Origin of the sequence: Micromonospora sp. NPDC049679, from assembly GCF_040659735.1 — a bacterium.
In the GTDB taxonomy this organism is placed as follows: Bacteria; Actinomycetota; Actinomycetes; order Mycobacteriales; family Micromonosporaceae; genus Micromonospora_I.
The window spans coordinates 1-18,236 of the sequence record NZ_JBFANZ010000049.1 but is presented as its reverse complement, the minus strand read 5'-3'; the positions used below and the strand labels follow the sequence as shown (position 1 = coordinate 18,236).

11 protein-coding genes are annotated in these 18,236 nt (G+C 68.9%); 8 read left to right on the top strand and 3 right to left on the bottom strand.

Annotated elements, in window-relative coordinates:
- Positions 1-152 precede the first annotated feature (152 nt).
- A complete protein-coding gene (locus AB0J06_RS23530; protein ID WP_357431369.1) occupies positions 153-1,742 on the bottom strand; it encodes a methyl-accepting chemotaxis protein in 1,590 nt (529 codons plus the stop codon).
- 289 nt (positions 1,743-2,031) lie between these two features.
- Between AB0J06_RS23530 and AB0J06_RS23525 the strand changes: the two genes are divergently transcribed.
- Positions 2,032-2,808, top strand: a complete 777-nt coding sequence (locus AB0J06_RS23525; RefSeq protein ID WP_357431367.1) for a TetR/AcrR family transcriptional regulator — start codon at positions 2,032-2,034, stop codon at positions 2,806-2,808.
- Between the two features lie 93 nt (positions 2,809-2,901).
- Here AB0J06_RS23525 and AB0J06_RS23520 read toward each other — a convergent pair whose 3' ends face one another.
- Positions 2,902-3,879 (bottom strand): GGDEF domain-containing protein, encoded by a 978-nt coding sequence (locus AB0J06_RS23520; protein ID WP_357431365.1) that lies wholly within the window; start codon positions 3,877-3,879, stop codon positions 2,902-2,904.
- Positions 3,880-4,243: 364 nt separating this feature from the next.
- Between AB0J06_RS23520 and AB0J06_RS23515 the strand changes: the two genes are divergently transcribed.
- From AB0J06_RS23515 to AB0J06_RS23505, 3 genes are all read left to right on the top strand, one after another.
- Positions 4,244-5,452, top strand: coding sequence for a HAMP domain-containing methyl-accepting chemotaxis protein (locus AB0J06_RS23515; RefSeq protein ID WP_357431363.1), 1,209 nt, complete (start codon positions 4,244-4,246; stop codon positions 5,450-5,452).
- 256 nt (positions 5,453-5,708) lie between these two features.
- Positions 5,709-6,308 (top strand): class I SAM-dependent methyltransferase, encoded by a 600-nt coding sequence (locus tag AB0J06_RS23510; protein ID WP_357431360.1) that lies wholly within the window; start codon positions 5,709-5,711, stop codon positions 6,306-6,308.
- Positions 6,309-6,948: 640 nt separating this feature from the next.
- The gene (locus tag AB0J06_RS23505; RefSeq protein WP_357431358.1) at positions 6,949-11,928 is read left to right on the top strand and encodes a peroxidase family protein; all 4,980 of its coding nucleotides are present in this window, start codon (positions 6,949-6,951) and stop codon (positions 11,926-11,928) included.
- Positions 11,929-12,032: 104 nt separating this feature from the next.
- On the opposite strand, the gene AB0J06_RS23500 is transcribed toward AB0J06_RS23505, so the two are convergent.
- On the bottom strand, positions 12,033-12,530 hold the full coding sequence (locus AB0J06_RS23500) for a hemerythrin domain-containing protein (protein WP_357431356.1): 498 nt from the start codon (positions 12,528-12,530) through the stop codon (positions 12,033-12,035).
- 513 nt (positions 12,531-13,043) lie between these two features.
- Between AB0J06_RS23500 and AB0J06_RS23495 the strand changes: the two genes are divergently transcribed.
- The 4 genes from AB0J06_RS23495 to AB0J06_RS23480 form a co-directional block, all read left to right on the top strand.
- Positions 13,044-13,835, top strand: coding sequence for a polysaccharide deacetylase family protein (locus AB0J06_RS23495; protein WP_357431354.1), 792 nt, complete (start codon positions 13,044-13,046; stop codon positions 13,833-13,835).
- 137 nt (positions 13,836-13,972) lie between these two features.
- Positions 13,973-15,244 (top strand): VWA domain-containing protein, encoded by a 1,272-nt coding sequence (locus AB0J06_RS23490; protein ID WP_357431352.1) that lies wholly within the window; start codon positions 13,973-13,975, stop codon positions 15,242-15,244.
- Positions 15,244-16,032: a peptidase gene (locus tag AB0J06_RS23485; RefSeq protein WP_357431350.1), complete on the top strand. Its 789-nt coding sequence runs from the start codon at positions 15,244-15,246 to the stop codon at positions 16,030-16,032. The genes AB0J06_RS23490 and AB0J06_RS23485 overlap by 1 nt, the downstream gene beginning before the upstream one ends.
- A gap of 292 nt (positions 16,033-16,324) precedes the next feature.
- A partial coding sequence (locus tag AB0J06_RS23480) for a hypothetical protein (protein ID WP_357431348.1) occupies positions 16,325-18,236 on the top strand: 1,912 nt, incomplete at its 3' end.

Sequence of the window (18,236 nt, the reverse complement as noted above, 5' to 3'; positions counted from 1 at the left end):
GTAAACCGCGGACCCGGCATCTGAAACCCGATCCGCGCAGGCCGGCAGCCTCAAGCGCGGCCCGCTTCTGCGCGGCAGCCCTTGAGGGCCTGCAACCAGCGCGTGTCCACCACCTGTGCCGGATGAACAGGCGCTGGTTGCAGGGCCGCCGATCAGTAGGTGAAGCGTCCGACGAGCTGCTGAAGCTCCCCGCTCATCTGGGCCAGGTCCTGGGCCGTGCGACGTGACTCGTTGACGCCGGCGCTCGTGCTCTGGGCCGCCGTGGCCACGCCGGTGATGTTCGACGCGATCTCGGACACGCCGGTGGCGGCCTCGGCCACGTTGCGGCTCATCTCGTTGGTCGTGACGCTCTGCTCCTCGACCGCCGACGCGATCATCGCCTGGAAGCCGTTGATCTCCGCGACCACCTCGCCGATCTGAGCGATCGCCTCGACCGCGGCGGTCGAGTCACTCTGGATGGTCTGGATCCGCTGGGAAATGTCCTCGGTCGCCTTCGCCGTCTCCTGCGCCAGCTCCTTGACCTCGGTCGCCACGACCGCGAACCCCTTCCCGGCCTCGCCGGCCCGGGCGGCCTCGATCGTCGCGTTGAGCGCCAACAGGTTGGTCTGCTCGGCGATCGACGTGATCAGCTTGACGACGTTGCCGATCTCGACGCTCGACGCGCCGAGCCGACCCACCGTGGCGTTCGCGGCTTCCGCACCGGCGACAGCGGTCGCCGCCACCTTCGCCGCCTCGGTCGCGTTGTGCGCGATCTCCCGGATCGACGCGCCCATCTCCTCCGAGCTCGTCGCGACCGTCTGCACATTGGTGGAAACCTGCTCAGCCGCCGCGGACACCACCTCGGCCTGCACGCTGCTCTCCTCCGCCGAGGCGGCGATCTGCGTCGAGACGCTCGTCATCTCCTCGCTCGACGACGCCAACCGCTGCGAGTTCTCCGCGACCGCGCCGATCGCCTCACGCAGATGCAGCATCCCCGCGTCCAACGATCTCGCCATCTGGCCCAGCTCATCGCGCGCGTCGACGCCCGCCGAACGCGTCAAATCACCGGCGGCCAGGCCCTCGGCGACGTAGGACACCTTGCGCACCGCGCGGACCACGAGCCGGGCGACGTACAGGGCGAGCATCAGCCCGATCAGCAGCCCCACCACCAGCACGGCGATCAAGGTGGTGCGTGCGCTGGTGTACGCCTGCAACGCGTCCTCGTGCCGGGCGCCGGCGCGCTCCTTCTCGATCTCGACCAGCGTGGTCAGGCCCTCCGCGAGCGCCTTGTTGACCGCGCCGAACTCGTTGTTGCGCAGCTTGAGCGCCGTGTCGACATCACCGGCGCGCATCGCGGGAAGGTACTTCTCGTCGCGCACCGCACGGTACTCCGCCAGGTCGGCCTTGAACTGGTCCAACGCCTGCTGCCGGCCGGTCATGGCACCCGAGGCGTACTCGACCAGTTCCTTGTCGATCGTTGCGTCGCTGTCGTCCAGTACGGCGATGGCGCTGTCCAGCTCCGCGCCCGGGCGGGCGGCCCGCGTATTGGTCATGTCCACCCGCAGCTGCATGTACGCCTGACGGATGTCGCCCACCTGAGCGGTCTGCGTCACACTCCGCTCGTAGAGGTCGTCCGCGGCCGCACTCATCTGCGCCATGGACGTGACCGCACTGAAGCCGACCGCGACCGCCACGACTGCCATCGTCGCCACGATCACCAGGATCTTCGTGTTCACCTTCCGGTCGGCGAACCATCCCGTCACCGGATTGCGCCGCCCACCAGCCCGAGGCCCGACGTTTCTATCACTGGTAGCCGCACCAGACATCATTACCCTCTACCGCTTTCATGTACGTCGCTGTCGCAGGACCCGCACCTGTTCACATGGAGGTGCCGGTCGTTTCATCGGGCCTGTACAGTGATCAGTTAGGGTTTCTCACCGTTCAAATAGCGCGGCCGAACTCGGTGTCGAAAGCTCCCTGCGCGGGCGCCGCGTCGCCGGTTGGTCTTGGTAGTGACGCTGGCCGCGCGACAGCTGACGGCAGCGCTGCACAGTGGAAAATGCTCGTGCGCGGCGAGCGCGCGTCGATGAAGCACATGATTATCCGTCAGCGTGGCGCCGCAGGTCGCAAGACGAGACCGCCGAACAGTGGGGCTCGCGTCCGTCGCTCCTGCCTGTACCAGGAAGGGTTCCGATGCCGCACCGGCGACTGACCGAGCTTTCCATCGCGGCCGGCGCGCTGGCTGTGATCGACGTCGAGGGCATCGACGCACTCACCATCCGCAGACTGGCCGTCGAACTCGGCGTCGCGCCGACCGCCGTCTACCACCACTTCGCGGACAAGGACGCCATCCTCGAGTCCGTGACGCAGCTGCTGCTGGCCGAGGTCGAGCCGCCCGCGCCGCATCTCGGCTGGCTGGAAACGACGCAACATGTCATGTGTTCGCTCCGGAGCCTCGCGAGGCGCCACCCGCGTGCGGCACCTCTGATCAGTCGCTTTCCGCCGCGTACCCCGGACGCCCTGGTGTTCGTCGAAATTTTCCTTCGTGCGTTGCGTACCGCCGGCTTCGACACCGCCGCCACAGCCCGGGCGTATCGCGCTCTGGTCGCCTACTTCGTGGGCAGCCTGCAGATCGAGTTCACCGACTTCTTCCCGAAGGAACTCACCGCCCGACGGTTACCGGACTCGCTGGACCACATTTCGATCAGCCGGATGCTGCCCAATACCTCCGAGATGATTCCGGAGGTGGCGGCGCAGGATCCCGACGACGAGTTCCGTTTTGGACTCGAACTGCTGCTGGGCGGCCTCACGCGTCAGCTCGAGCGGTAGTGCGACCGACCCTACGCCGAAGCAGCACGCCAGGGGCAATGCGCGCGGCCAGCCGGCGCGCGGTGGCGCGGAGGGTCATCGACGGGTCAGCCGTCAGACCGCAGCCTGCTTCTCGCCGCGGCGCCGCCGCCGGCCACGTTTGATCTCGTACAGTCTCTGGTCCGCCCGCTTCGTCAGCTCCTCCAGCGTCTCGCCGTCCAGCGGCGCCGTGGCCGTGCCGGCGCTCGCCCCGGTACGCGGGGCAAGGGCGGTGACGAGGCGCTCCGCGGCCGCGGCCGCGGTGGCCGAGTCCGCGGCGGGTAGCACGATCAGGAACTCATCGCCCCCGAGTCGGGCGATGAGTTCGTGTCGGCCCAGCGTGAGACGCATCGCTGCCACCGACCACCGCAGCAACTCGTCGCCAGCCGCGTGACCGAGTCGGTCGTTCACCGACTTGAAGTCGTCGAAGTCCACGCAGACGACCGACACGGGTTGCTCCATCGAGGCCGCCAGTTCGTGCAGTCCCCGTCGGTTGAGCGCGCCGGTCAGCGGGTCGATCCGAGCGATCGCGCGAAGCTCGGCTCGTTGCCGGACGACGAGTTGGCCCTGGGCGACGCAGCTCACCACAACCACCGCCATCGTGCTGACGTGCAGAAACAGATAGCCCGGTCGAGGCGGCTCACCGAACGCCGCGACTGTCAGGTAGGCCGCCACCATGAACCCCTGCAGATACACCTGCTGGCGTGGTCGCGCGGTGATGGCGACGAACACCATCGGGGCAAGGAAACCCATCACGGTGGGTGAGACCGCACCGCCATCCAGGTAGGCACAGACCGAAACGACCAACACGGACGCCACGGTCAGCGTCACCATGACGATCCGGCGAAAACGAGTGGCGACGGCCAGCCGCCGCGCGAGCACGACAAGGTACGCGCCGGAGCCGACCCCGGCGACGTACAGCGTGAGCATCGGGGAACGGTTGGGCTGGGACCACGTGCCGAGGCAGTAGACGCAGGCGAGCGCGAAGCTGACAATCGTGAGCACGCCAACGAGCAGCAGCTGACTGCTGCGGATAGGACGCTCGCTGCTCATGCCACTCACACCACCGCGATCGGCACGCCGACATCGCAGATGAGACTAACGCTGCGGCGACGTCCACGCCCGGGACTGAGATTCACGCGCGCCGCACGGTCCTGAGCGTCGGCTTACCGAACATCTGACCTGGCACGACGCCGACCTCCGCCAGGTCGACTGCGAGGCGCTCGTACTCCTGCTGCGCTGTCATGGGTTGACCGTAGCTTCGTGGCCGACCGCCGTGTGACGTCTGGGCCCCGCCGCACTGCTGGCGACGCACGCCACACGTGGTGAGATCAACTCGGCGATAACGGCGCCGATGTGGTCGTCATATTCGAATACGTTGCCGCGCCGTGGGCGCTCGTGTTGAGGGGGCGGGTACATGACCCAGCTAACGACCGACCGCACGGTCGGCGGCATTGTGCAGTGGTGGCGCGACCTGCGGATCATCGCCAAGGTCTCGGCGACCGTGCTGGTCGTCTCGATCTTCGCGGTGCTCGTGGCGGTGATGGCGTTCTCCCGTCTCGACCAGGTGAGCGACGAGACCGGCGTCGTGGACACGGGTGAGGCCAAGCAGTTGATTGTGGTCGTCCTCCTCGCCGGCCTGGTCGCGACCGCGACGCTCGTCTTGCTGGCTGCTGGCTGGCTGGCGCCCCGGCTACGGCAGATACGCGACGTGCTCGACAACGTGGCCGAGGGTGACCTGCGCCAATCGGTGCCCGTCAGCTCGGCCGACGAGGTCGGCGCCATCGCGATCGCGGCGAACCGTGCCATTGACCGCATCCGCGCCACGGTGGACACGGTCGCGAGCAGCGGCCGGATGCTGGCGATCTCGTCGGACAAGCTGGCCGGGTCCGCAGGAAAGATCACCTCGAAGGCGGACGAGACATCCACCCAGGCACACGTCCTGGCGACGGCCGCTCAGGACGTTTCACGCAACGTGCAGACCGTCGCCGCCGGCGCAGAGGAGATGCGCGCGGCAATCCGCGAGGTCTCGCTGTCGGCGGATGAGGCGGCGAAGGTGGCCAGCCAGGCGGTCGCCGCGGCATCGACGACGAACGCGACCGTGGCGAAGCTCGGGGACTCCTCCACCGAGATCGGCAACGTCGTCAAGGTCATCACGTCCATCGCTCAGCAGACCAACCTGCTGGCGCTCAACGCGACGATCGAGGCGGCCCGGGCCGGCGAGGCCGGAAAGGGCTTCGCGGTCGTGGCCAACGAGGTCAAGGACCTGGCGCAGGAGACGGCGACGGCGACCGAGGACATTTCGCGGCGGGTGGAGGCGATCCAGGCCGATACGCGCAGCGCGGTGGCCGCGATCGACACGATCGGTGCGATCATCGCGCGGATCAGCGACTACCAGACGACGATCGCCTCGGCGGTGGAGGAGCAGACGGCGACGACACGGGAGATGAGCCGCAACATCGGCGAGGCGGCAGCAGGCTCTGGCGAGATCTCCGAGAACGTCGCGAACGTCGCGCTCTCGGCGCAGGCGACGCGCGACGAGGTCGGCCAGGGGCGACAGTTGTCCGAGGATCTCGCCCGCATGGCCGCAGACCTTCGCGAACTGACGGCGGGCTTCCGCGTCTGACCGCGCCCGGCCCTCTCGCAGGCTCTACCCCGCCGCGATGATGTCCCACGCCCAGCACCGCGTCATCACGCTGCGGCAGAATGGTGCGCGGCGTGGGCATCCCCGTCCGCGGCGGCGGGCGGAGCGTCCCGACCGGCGGTCGCCTCGGCCTGACGGGTCGCACATGGCGCGATCGGCGGGAACGCCCGTCGGGCGGCACGGTCGAGGAGCGCGGCGGCGGGATCGCGGGCCACGACCGGAGAACGGAAGGGCCGGGATGGACAGCAGCCAGTGGGATGCCCGATACGCCGCAGCACCCGACCTCGTGTGGACGGCTGATCCGAACCGGTTCGTGGTCGAGGTGCTGACGGACCTGCCACCGGGTCGGGCGCTGGATCTCGCCGCCGGAGAGGGACGCAACGCGGTCTGGCTCGCACAGCAGGGCTGGCAGGTCACGGCGGTGGAGTTCTCCACCGTCGCGGTGGAGCGGGGACGCCGGCTGGCGGACCAGCGCGGGGTCACCGTGGAGTGGATCGTCGCCGATCTGCGGGCGTACGCGCCGCCCACCGACTCGTTCGACGCGGTGATCGTGGCCTACCTGCACCTGCCCGCCGCCGACCTCAGCCCCGTGCTGACCGCGGCCGGCGCGGCGCTCGCCCCGGGTGGCACCCTGCTGATCGTTGGCCACGACGTCGCCAATCTCACCGCCGGAGTCGGCGGCCCGCAGGATGCCGCCCTGCTCCACACGCCGGAGGCGATCGTCGCGCCGCTCGACGGACTCGACGTGACACGGGCCGCGACCGTCCGCCGGCCGGTGCGGGTCGGCGACGAGACGCGGCACGCCCTCGACACCGTCGTGGTGGCGGTCCGACCGTAAGTCCCGAAACGCCCGGTACCGTTATTGAATACGCCAAACCGCACGTGCGTCGCTAATGGCCTCTGCTCATCGCATCACGGTCCAATACAGCCACACATTCGTGCCCGTCGCCGGCAGTCATCGCGGACAGCGATGACATCGGCGCTGAGTGCAATTGGACGCGACAGGGCCACACTAACGTCGCCCTTCCGACAGTAGAACGACCGGGAAATAGCGGCGCGGCGCTACAGGAGGCCGAACATCCGCCCCTCATGCCACATCGATTACGACCGACCAACGGTCACCGTCCATCGTGCGCCGGATCTCCATCCAGGGTCGTCCGAACGTCTATCAGCGCTCCCGAAGCGCCGCCCTATTGTCTTGCCTAAGTGCTCGTTAACCATCCGTTAACCACGTTCCTTCGCGAAGGAAAGAGGTTGTTGTCCGGTTTGGAGTAACCGAGACCAATCTTCACAAAGTGTGTGGCGAAGTGCGCCACTGAAGGCGTTCACCCGGGAATGAGCAATAACCCCGGTGAGGGCCTCGGTACCGTGCGCGCTGCACGCGTCTTCAATCATCGGTCAGCTCGAACATCGGCAAGCGACCACTGAAGGGAAGAATTGTGGGCAGACGTCGAAATTCTATAGCAGCCGCAATCGCCGTGACGCTGGGGCTGGGTTTCCAACCCGCGTTCGTGGGCACCGCCCGGGCGGCGGCCCCCGCGGGTCAGGGGTTCACGCTCAACGCTGGTGACCTGAGGTTCATCCTCAAGCAGATCAAGATCGCCGAGGCGCACGCCACCAAGGAGGGCCCGAACGGGGAGGCCGTCGCGGGGCAGCCGCTCTTCGGCACCGGGACGAACCAGATCGCGAGCCCGCTCCTGCCGTACGGCCTGCGGACCGTGGACGGCACCTACAACAACGGCCAGCCCGGGCAGGCCGGCTTCGGTGCGACGTACCAGGTCTTCCCGCGGCACACGGCGCCGACGTTCCGCGACGCGGAGGACGCGAACATCCCCGGCATGGGCCCGGTCGGTCAGAACGACCCCGCGCTCGGCGTGACGACGTACAAGCAGAAAAAGGGCAACGTCGTCGACTCCCACCCGCGGGTGGTCAGCAACCTGATCGTCGACCAGACGGCCACGAACCCGGCCGCCGTCGCCGCGGCGGGCAAGCCCCACCGCAACCACAACCAGGACCCCAGCGCCGTACCGTGCACGACGCAGCCGAGCGGCGACACCCCCGGCTCGCCGGCGGGCTGCACGCCGGCCGGTAAGACGCTGATGATCCCCAACATCACCACGGACTTCGGCCTCTCCCCGCCGTACAACTCGTGGTTCACGCTCTTCGGTCAGTTCTTCGACCACGGCATCGACTCCACCGCCAAGGGCGGGGGCACGGTCTTCGTCCCGCTGAAGGCCGACGACCCGCTGATCGCCGGGCCCGACCACATCCTCGGCAACGGCGACGATCTGCCGCCGCAGGTGCGCTTCATGGTGCTCACCCGGACGAAGAACCAGCCCGGCCCGGACGGCAGGCTGGGCGATGACCCGGCGACCCCGGCCGACGAGAGCGCCGACGACGTCCAGGATGCGACGAACACGGACTCGGCCTGGGTCGACCAGAGCCAGACCTACAGCTCACACTCGTCCCACCAGGTCTTCCTGCGCGAATACGCCCGCAACACCGACGGTCGGACGGTCTCGACCGGCCACCTGCTCGAAGGCGCCGCGGGTGGCATGGCCAACTGGGCGCGGGTGAAGTGGCAGGCCGCGACGTTCCTGGGCATCGCGCTCACCGACGCCGACGTGCTGAACATCCCGATGCTCGCCACCGACCAGTACGGCCGCTACCTGCGTGGCCCCAACGGATACCCGCAGCTGGTCACCGCCGCGGGTCTCGTCGAGGGGAACCCGGCGACCCCGGTCGCCGTCCCCGCGAACGCGGCGCGGATCGGCATCGCCTTCCTCGACGACATCGCGCACAACGCGGTTCCGAAGCCGGGCCTCAACCCGGACGAGGACAACACGATCACCGGTCCGCACGGCAACCAGCCGGCCGGCACGTACGACGACGAGATGCTGGCCGAGCACTTCATCGCCGGTGACGGACGCGCCAACGAGAACATCGGGCTCACCGCCGTGCACCAGGTCTTCCACTCCGAGCACAACCGCCTGATCGGCAACATCAAGCAGCTGATCACTTCGCAGAACCTCGACGTGGAGGAATGGCAGTCGGAGACCGGCGCGGGCGGCTGGAACGGCGAGCGGCTGTTCCAGGCGGCACGCTTCGTCACCGAGATGGAATACCAGCACCTGGTGTTCGAGGAGTTCGCGCGCAAGGTGCAGCCCGGGATCAACCCGTTCAACGTCTTCACCCAGTCGTCTACCTCGATCGACCCGCAGGTCCGGGCGGAGTTCGCGCACGCGGTCTACCGGTTCGGGCACTCGATGTTGACCGACACCGTCGACCGCACCAACGCGGACGGTTCGAAGAACGACATCCCGCTGCTGGACGCCTTCCTGAACCCTCCGTCCTACTACGACGACGGCAAGGGCGGCCGGCTCAGCCCCGAGCAGGCGGCCGGCAGCATCGCGATGGGCATGACGGACCAGGTCGGCAACGAGCTCGACGAGTTCGTCACCGAGGCGCTGCGCAACAACCTGCTCGGGCTGCCGCTGGACCTGGCGACGCTGAACATCACGCGGGCCCGCGATGCCGGCATTCCGTCGCTGAACAACTTCCGTCGCCAGGTCCACAAGGCGACCAACGACAGCTCGATGCAGCCGTACTCCAGCTGGGTCGACTTTGGGCTGAGCCTCAAGCACCCGGAGTCGGTCATCAACTTCATGGCCGCGTACGGCCAGCACCCGAGCATCAAGAGCGCCAGCACGCTGCAGGGCAAGCGCGACGCGGCACGGGTGATCTACGAGAACGACCCGCTGCTCAACCCGGATACCCCGGAGGACGCGTACGAGTTCGTGCACAGCGCCACCGACGGCACGCCGGACGGCAACGGCGATAACTGGACCAACACCGCCGCGGGCGTGTCGCGGACCGGTGTCGACGAGATCGACCTGTGGGTCGGTGGGCTGGCGGAGTCGCAGAACCTCTTCGGCGGCCTGTTGGGCTCCACGTTCAACTACGTCTTCGAGCGGCAGATGACCGACCTGCAGGACGGCGACCGGCTCTACTACCTGACCCGTACCGCCGGGTTGAACCTGGCTTCGCAGCTCGAGGGCAACTCCTTCGCCGAACTGGTCATGCGCAACACCGACGCCAGCGCGCTGAAGGCCGACGTCTTCGGTACGGCGGACTGCGAGTTCGAGCTCGGCAACCTCGGCACGTCGGGTGCGATCCCGAACGACCCGGCCTCCGAGTGCGACGAGACAAAGCTGCTCATCCGGATGCCGGACGGCACGTTCCGCTACCGGCAGTCCAACTCGGTCGACCGGCCCGGGCTCAACGCCCAGAGCACGTTCAACGGAACCCCCGGTAACGACCGCATCTGGGGTGGCGTCGACAACGACACGTTCTGGGGTAACGCTGGCAACGACCGGATCGAAGGTAACGACGGCGCCGACACCGCGCTCGGCGGCGACGGCGACGACATCATCACCGACTCCGCCGGCGACGACGTGCCCAAGGGTGGCGACGGCAACGACGCCATCGACGGCGGCCCGGGCCTCGACATCATCATGAGCGGCAACGGGAAGGACTTCACCAACGGCGGCCTCAACGGCAACGAGACGATCTCGGGCGAGGGGGACGACTTCGCGCTGGCCGGCGACGGACCGGACACGGTGTTCGGCGGCGGCGGCGACGACTGGCAGGAGGGCGGCAACGCCAACGACCTGCTCCAGGGCGACAGCGGCGCGGTGTTCTTCGACGACCTCAACGACCCCGGGCACGACGTGCTCATCGGGGACAGCGGTGAGGACGACTACGACGCCGAGGGCGGTGACGACATCATGGTCGCCGGTCCCGGTATCGAACGGAACCATGGTGCCTTCGGGTTCGACTGGTCGACCCACGCCCGCGATCCGCAGGCGGCCAACTCCGACCTGACCATCGCGATCGCGGCGGGGCCGATCCAGCTCGCCGACCGTTACCTGCTCACCGAGGGGCTCTCCGGTTGGGACAGGGACGACATCCTGAAGGGTGACGACCTCGTACCCTCCGACCCGGACGCCGAGCTCGGCGGCGGCCCCGGCCGCAACAACCTCGACGCCGCGGGCATCGCCCGGATCAACGGGCTCGGCGCGCTGCTTCCGCCCGGCACGGGCTCGTGGGGCGAGGGCAACATCATCATCGGTGGTTCGGGCAGCGACGTGATCGAGGGTCGCGGCGCCAACGACATCATCGACGGGGACCGGTGGCTGAACGTGCGGCTCAGCGTGCGGACGAACCCCGCCGACCCGGCCACCGAGACCCGCAGCGCCAACAGCATGAACGAGCTGGCGGCGGACGTGTTCGCGGGCAACCTCAACCCGGGCAACATCGTGATCGTGCGGGAGATCCTCTCCAACCCCGGCGCGAACGACGTCGACACCGCCGTCTTCACCGGCGCGCGGGCCGACTACGACATCACGTACAACACGGGTTCGGTGACCGTGGCCCACGTCCGCAACGTGGCGGGGGTCGGGAACGGCGTCGACACGCTGCGGAACATCGAAAAGTTGCAGTTCACCGACCAGACGATGGAGCTGCGGTCTCCCGACGCTCCCACCATCGGCACGGCGACCGCCGGTGCCGGCCAGGCCACTGTCACCTGGACCGCTCCGGCTCCGAACGGCGGCCCGGCTGTCACCGGCTACGTCGTGCGGGTGGTCAACGACGCCGACGCCCAGGTGGGCGCCGTGCGCACGGCTCCGGCGAACGCCACCAGCCTGGTCGTCACCGGACTGACCAACGCCGTGCGGTACCGGTTGCAGGTCGCGGCGGTCAACGGCGTGGGAACGGGCGATTTCTCGGCCCTGTCCAACGCGGTTACTCCGCAGGCCGATGTCGTGGCCCCCGTGCTCTCGGCGAGGTTCCCCGGCATCAACTGGACCCGGGTCGGTGTCAGCGCGAACATCACCGGCACGTTCAGCGAGAACGTGCAGTTCGTGGACGGCACGACGGTCACGCTGCGGGAAACCGCGACCAACGCCCCGGTGCCGTCGGCGGTCACCTACGACGCGGGCACCCGGGTCGTCACCATCAACCCGAACGTCAACCTCAAGGCGGACACGAGATACACGGTCAGCCTGAGTAACGGGATCACGGACCTGGCGACGCCGGCTCCCAACGCGCTGGCCCCGGTGAGCTGGAGCTTCCTCAGCGGTCCGGAGCCGACGATCACGGCGCGGACCCCTGCGGTCGGTGCGACCGCGGTCCCGCGGGCGAACAACATCACCGCGACGTTCAGTGAGGCGGTCACCGGTGTCAGCGGCACGTCGGTGCAGCTTCAGCGGGTCACCGGCGGAGTGCTCATCCCGGCCGTGGTCTCGTACAACGCCACCACCCGCGTCGCCACGTTGAACCCGAACGCGAACCTGGCGGCACTGACCCAGTACCGGGTCGTCCTGACCGAAGGGATCAGGGACGTGGCGGGCAATCCGATCCAGCCCACCAGTTGGACCTTCACCACCGGTCCGTAGCCCCACGGCGGCACAGCCTGACGGCGACACAGACAGAGGCGCTCCGGACTTCCGTCCGGGGCGCCTCTGGTGTCGCGGAACAGTCGCGCGACAAGTTCATGCGTTCAGGCGATCAGTGCGTCGGCGGCCTTCTTGAGCGCGCTCGGCTCGGTCGGCTTGCGCGGCGCCTTCTCGCGCAGCTCGATCATGCGCGCGCCGATCTCCTGCAGTTGCTTGCGGCCGAGCCCCTCGCGGACCTTCGGGAACCAGTCCTGCTCCTCCTCGTCCATGTGGTGCGTGACGTTCTCGATCAACACCGTGGTCTTCGCGTCGAAGCGCTCGTCATCGGGCTTCATCGCGGCCAGCTCGGCACAGAGCACGTCGGCGACGTGGTGCTCCTCGTACGACTCCAGCACGTCGTCCTCAAGGTCGGGCAGGAGTTTGCGGACCTCCGGATACATGCACTCGTTCTCGATGTACGTGTGCACGGTCAGCCCTTCGAGAATCTGCTCGACGAGCTTCCCCTTGAGCTTCGCGTCCTGGCCGGCGTCCTGAAACGCCTTGAACAGGCGGCGCATCTCCTTGTGGTCTTCCTTCAGCAGAACAATCGCGTCGCTCGACACTGGTCACCCCCGCGGATAGGTCGTGGCCGGGCCCTACCCCAGGGGAAGAATTCACAAACACCGCTCCGGCGAGCCCCGCGCGGCTCGCCGCGCACCCGACGACGGCCCCGCGCACCCGCCTGCTGAGCCCCGCGGGCCGCGGCGGCAGCGTGGCCGGCGGTGGGCGCGGACGGTCAGAGGACGTTGAAGAGCACGACCAGGATCGCGGTGATAAGCAGAGAAACCAGGATCGATCCAGCGCATCCCAGACGGTTGGAGAAGAAAACAAACACGTTTCCTCATCTTCCTATGCGATGTGGTCGTTCTACTTTCCGGTATCGGGCGCGCCTTTCCTACTACCCGAGGTGGCCCGAGGGCACACGCGATCGCGGTTGTTTGTCGCCGCCCGCGTCACCTGGCGACGAGCACACCTTCCCGGCCGATTCTTCACACCCACACCCCTGACCTGCCGATGTCACCAAGGGTGACCGGTCACGGCGCGGCCGGCCCTGATCTCGACACGCAGGAGGAGTTGTGACGCTCGCGCGACGGCAGATGCTGACGAAAGCCGCTTCGGCTCTCCTCGGCGCGGGTACGGCCGGCGGCGTCAAAATGGCCCACGACGCCATCACCGCGTATGACCCACTCCCCTTCTACGGCGGTTACGCGTCCCCGATCCACGGGGACAGAAAGACGCCCCCGAGGTCGCCGGCGGTAGACGTGATCTGGAGTGTGGACACGGCCAACAAACTGGTCGCGCTCACCTTCGACGACGGGCCGAAACCCAACTGGACGCCCGAGGTCCTGTCGATTCTGGAGCAGACGCGCACCCGCGCCACCTTCTTCATGGTTGGCGCCAACGCGCGTGATCACGGCGCCATCGTCGCCGGCCGGCTCGGCCAACACGAGGTGGGCAACCACACCTGGCGGCATCAGGACCTCGCGCGTCTGACCTTCGAAGAAGCGTACGAGACGCTGAAGCGCACACACGAGCATCTCACGAAGCTGTGGGGCCGGGAGCCGACCCTGCTCCGCCCCCCGTACGGGCATCTCGCCGGCAGCACCCTGCTCGCCGCGAACGAACTCGGATACCGGGTCGTGCTGTGGAACCGGCAGATGCTCGAGTCGCAGTACACGTCGAACCCGCGCGGCCTGGTGGACTACATCGTCACCTCCTGCGCGCCCGGGACGATTCTGCTCGCGCACGACACGGGTCCCGCGGACCGCCTCGTGGCGATTCGCGCGCTCCCCGAGGTGGTCCGCGGCCTCCGCGCGGAGGGCTTCGAGTTCGTCACGGTCTCGGAGTTGTTGGCGGAACAGGACTAGCAGAGCGCGCCGCACGACGGTCCTTCGGTACGCCGACGACGGACCGCGGGGCGGTCTGTCTGTACTGTGGACGGACGAGCCGATTCCGGTGGCACCACTGGACTACGGCTCTTTTGGTGATCACTAGGATCTGCGCCGTGATGACCAGACGACGGGCTACTGCGGTCCTCTTAGGACTGCTGGCCGCCCTTTCGCCACTCGGCATTTCCCCTGCCGCCGCCGACGAGACCACACCCAAGGAGCCACCCAAGGTCGAGCTGGTGCTCGACGTGAGCGGGTCGATGCGGGCCAACGACATCGAGGGGCGCAGCCGCATCTCCGTCGCGCAGCAGGCGTTCAACGACGTGGTGGACGCGCTTCCCGGTGAGACCCAGCTCGGCATCCGGGTGCTGGGCGCCACATACCCGGGCGACGACAAGGCCGTTGGCTGCCGGGACACGCAGCAGATCGTGCCGGTCGGTCCGGTCGACAAGGACCGCGCCAAGGCGGCGATCGCGACGCTGCGCCCGACCGGATTCACCCCCGTGGGGCTCGCACTGCGCGCCGCCGCGAAGGATCTCGGGACCGGCGAGACGACCCGACGCATCGTCCTCATCACCGACGGCGAGGACACCTGCGCGCCGCCCGATCCGTGCGAGGTGGCGCGCGAACTCGCGGCCCAGGGCACGCACCTGGTGGTCGACACGCTCGGCCTGGCGCCCGACGAGAAGGTACGACGGCAGCTTGTCTGCATCTCGTCGGCGACCGGTGGCTCGTACACGTCGGCGCAGAGCGCCGAGGAACTCACCGGCCGGCTGAAGCAGTTGGTCGACCGCGCCAAGGACACGTACGCCCAGACACCGGCGCTGGTCAAGGGCTCGGAGGATTGCGCGAAGGCCCCGCTGCTGTCGCCGGGCGTCTACACCGACCGGGAGCGGTTCGAGGAGCACCGCTGGTACCGGGTCCCGGTCCGCTCCGGCCAGGAGTTGAGGGCGTCGGCCAGCATCGCACTCGACCGTCCGGTCAACCGGAACTACGGCGTGCTCCTTCGCGCGACCGCCGCCGACGGACGGGAACTCGTGCGGGGCACGGATGCCGGTAGCGGCCGCACCGACGTCCTCTCCACCGGATTGCGCTGGGCGCCGCCCGGTGCCGCGCCGTCCCCGAACGCCTCCGCGTCCGCGGCCGACGCGGGCGGCGTCTGCCTCGTGATCAGCAATTCCTTCTCCGCCCGCACCACGGCCGGTCAGAGCCCGGGAATGCCGGTGGAACTGACGATCGACGTCGTCGCCGCCTCCCCCGCGCCGGACAGTCCCGGTCTCGGGCGGGGCTGGCTGCTGCTGATCGTGCTGACCGTCGCCGGGCTGCTCACCGGGGTGCTCGCCGGCTGGCTGACCCGCTGGTGGGTCGCGACCTGGAGGGAGAACTGATGGGGACGAGCGTGATCCGTCGAGCCGCGGCCGTTATGACCGGCGTCAGTCTCGCGCTGCTGCCGGTCGGCGCCGCCACCGCCGACCCGGCGTCGCCGACCCCGTCGCCCGGGGCGGTGACGGTGACCAAGGCCGGCGCGTCGTTCCTGACCGCCACGTCCGTCGCGGCGGGGGTGCCCGTGAAGCTGACCGGGTCGACCGGCGACTACCTCTACTGGTCCTTCACCGCGTCCGCCGGAGAGGTCAACGATGTCGCGGCGAGCGTGACGTTGCCGAGCCGGCACACGGGTTCGACCTGGACGATCGACGTCTTCGACGGCCTAAGGCGCCGTCAGGCGTGCACGGCGGGCTCCCAGAGTCCGACGGTCACGGGTGCGCAGACCACGGCGAGCCTCGGCTGCACCCTGCGCCGGGTCCGTCCGTGGGCCGAACCGTGGTCCGGCGATCCGCTCCCGGGCACCTATTACGTGCGGCTCTCCGTCGTGGATCTGCCCGAGCAGGACCTTGGTCTCCCGATTCAGGTGGAGATGATGATCTCCGCCACGGCGGACGGCGACGGGCAACCGGAGGACGGCGACCTGAAGGCGCCGCTCGTACCGACCGTCGCCTCCGGCACGGTCCTGGCGGCGGACGCCTCCCCGCCCGGGGTGGAGCAGGAAGACGAGCAGGGCTGGTTCCCGGACTTCTCGTCGCGTTGGATCTGGACCGCGGCCGGCGGGATCCTCGCCGCCGTCGGGGGTGTCGTCGGCTTCGGCCTGACCCGGCGGCCGCGTCGGGGTACCGCCTAGCGACAGCGCGACCGTGGCGTCGCCCCACCCCCGTGGAGGGCGGCGTCACGGCGCGCGGGGTCTGTCGGCCGCCTCGGCGGGCGGCACCTGAGAGCCCGTTCCGTCGGCTCCCGCGACCACCGTCCCTTCCCGGCCCGGACGGCGCCTCCGGCGTGCACTGGCCGGCGCTATTCCGATTACCCATCGCTACCCGTTTTGCGTGATTTGCAACACTTCTTGGATTTTTCCCTTAACTTTCTCTTATGACCGCCTGCGGGTGTCGTGGGCGATATAAGGCACGGGGGATGTATCCATGATCCACACGGAGGCCTCGCTCAGCCGGGGCAAGCAGGGGTCCAGATGGGCGCTGCTGAGCGTCACGGCGCTCGTGACGATGATGATCAGCATGGGGGTGGGCACACCGGGTCTGGCCGCCCCCGCGACGCCGGACGCCGGCGGTTCCACGACCCGAGCCGACGTGGGTATCCGCGCGGCCACGCCGGAGAACACCGGTGCGGACGCCACGCGGGCGAAGACCGACCGGAACGCCACCGCGGACAAGACAGCCGACAAGGCCACTCGTACGGCGGACGCCACGGCCGCCGCCCCGACCGGCAAGGCGGCGCCCTCCGCCAGCCCGAGTCCGGCCCCGTCCGCATCGAAGAGTGTCGCGAAGCGCGAGGCGCGGGTCCAGGTGGAAGCACCGGTCACCGCGGCCTCGACCGACCCCCAGACCATCACCTTCCCGCCGCAGGCCGACCTGCCAATGGGTACGACCGGCCGCACCCTCAACGCGACCGCTGAGTCCGGCCTGCCCGTGTCGTACACGAGCACGACAATGGCGGTCTGCACGGTGACGGCGGGTGGCGTCGTGACGCCGGTGCACGTCGGTACCTGCACCATCGAGGCCGACCAAGCCGGCAACGGTACGTGGGCGCCCGCGCCGACGGCGCCGGGCAGCTTCCCGGTCGTCAAGGGAGATCAGACGATCAGCTTCCCCGCGCCGGGTGGCGTGGCAATGGGCACGAGCGCCTCACTCGACGCGACCGCCTCGTCCGGCCTGGCCGTGGCCTACACGAGCACCACGACGGCGGTCTGCACCGTCACGCAGGAGGGCGTCGTGACCCCGGTCCAGGTCGGCACCTGCACCATCCAGGCCGAGCAGGACGGCGACCCGGACTGGAATGCGGCAACGGCAACGTCCGCGAACTTCGCCATCACGAAGGGGACGCAGACGATCACGTTCGGGCCGCTGAGCGACAAGCTGGTCACGGACGCGGCCTTCACCGTCACCGCCGCCACGTCGGCCCCCGGCCTGTCGGTGACCTTCAGCAGCACCGACGAGGCCGTCTGCACCGTCGCGGACGGCACCGTCACGCTGGTCGCCGCCGGCACCTGCGCCATCAAGGCCGAGCAGCCCGGCGACGCGAACTGGAAGACGGCGACGCCCGTCACTCAGACCTTCCAGGTCAACAGGCTCGCACAGTCGATCACGTTCGGGCCGCTGGCCGACGTCGCGATCGGGGCCAGTCCGCTCACCCTCGGCGCCACCGCCTCCTCCGGCCAGGCGGTCGTCCTCACCAGCACCACCACGCCGGTCTGCACCATCGCCGGGAACACCGTCACGCTGGTCGCGGCCGGCACCTGCACCATCAAGGCGGAACAGGCCGGCAACGCCACGTACGCGCCGGCCGAGCCGATCAGCCGATCCTTCACCGTGGTGGGCGACCCACAGACGATCACCTTCGGACCGCTGGCCGACGTGTCGTTCACCGGCGGACCCGTCACCCTGACCGCTACCGCCTCGTCCGGCCTGGCGGTGAGCTACACGAGCGCGACCACCGGTGTCTGCACGGTCGCCAGCGACAAGGTCACCCTGGTCGCCACCGGTACCTGCGCCATCCAGGCGGATCAGGCCGGCGACGGGACCTACCGGGCCGCGGAGAGCGTCACCCGGTCGTTCACCGTCACTCCGGCGACGCAGACCATCACGTTCCCGGAACTGGCCGACGTGGCGATGACGGCGAGCCCGGTCGCGCTGAACGCGACCGCGTCATCAGGGCTGCCGGTGACCTACACCAGCACCAACCCGGAGGTCTGCGAGATCACCGGCGCGCTGCCCAGCGGGGTACGCGGCGCCACCGCTACGAGCACGGTGACGCTCAACGGGCCGGGCACCTGCACCATCGAGGCCAGGCAGAGCGGCAATGCCAACTACCAGGCGG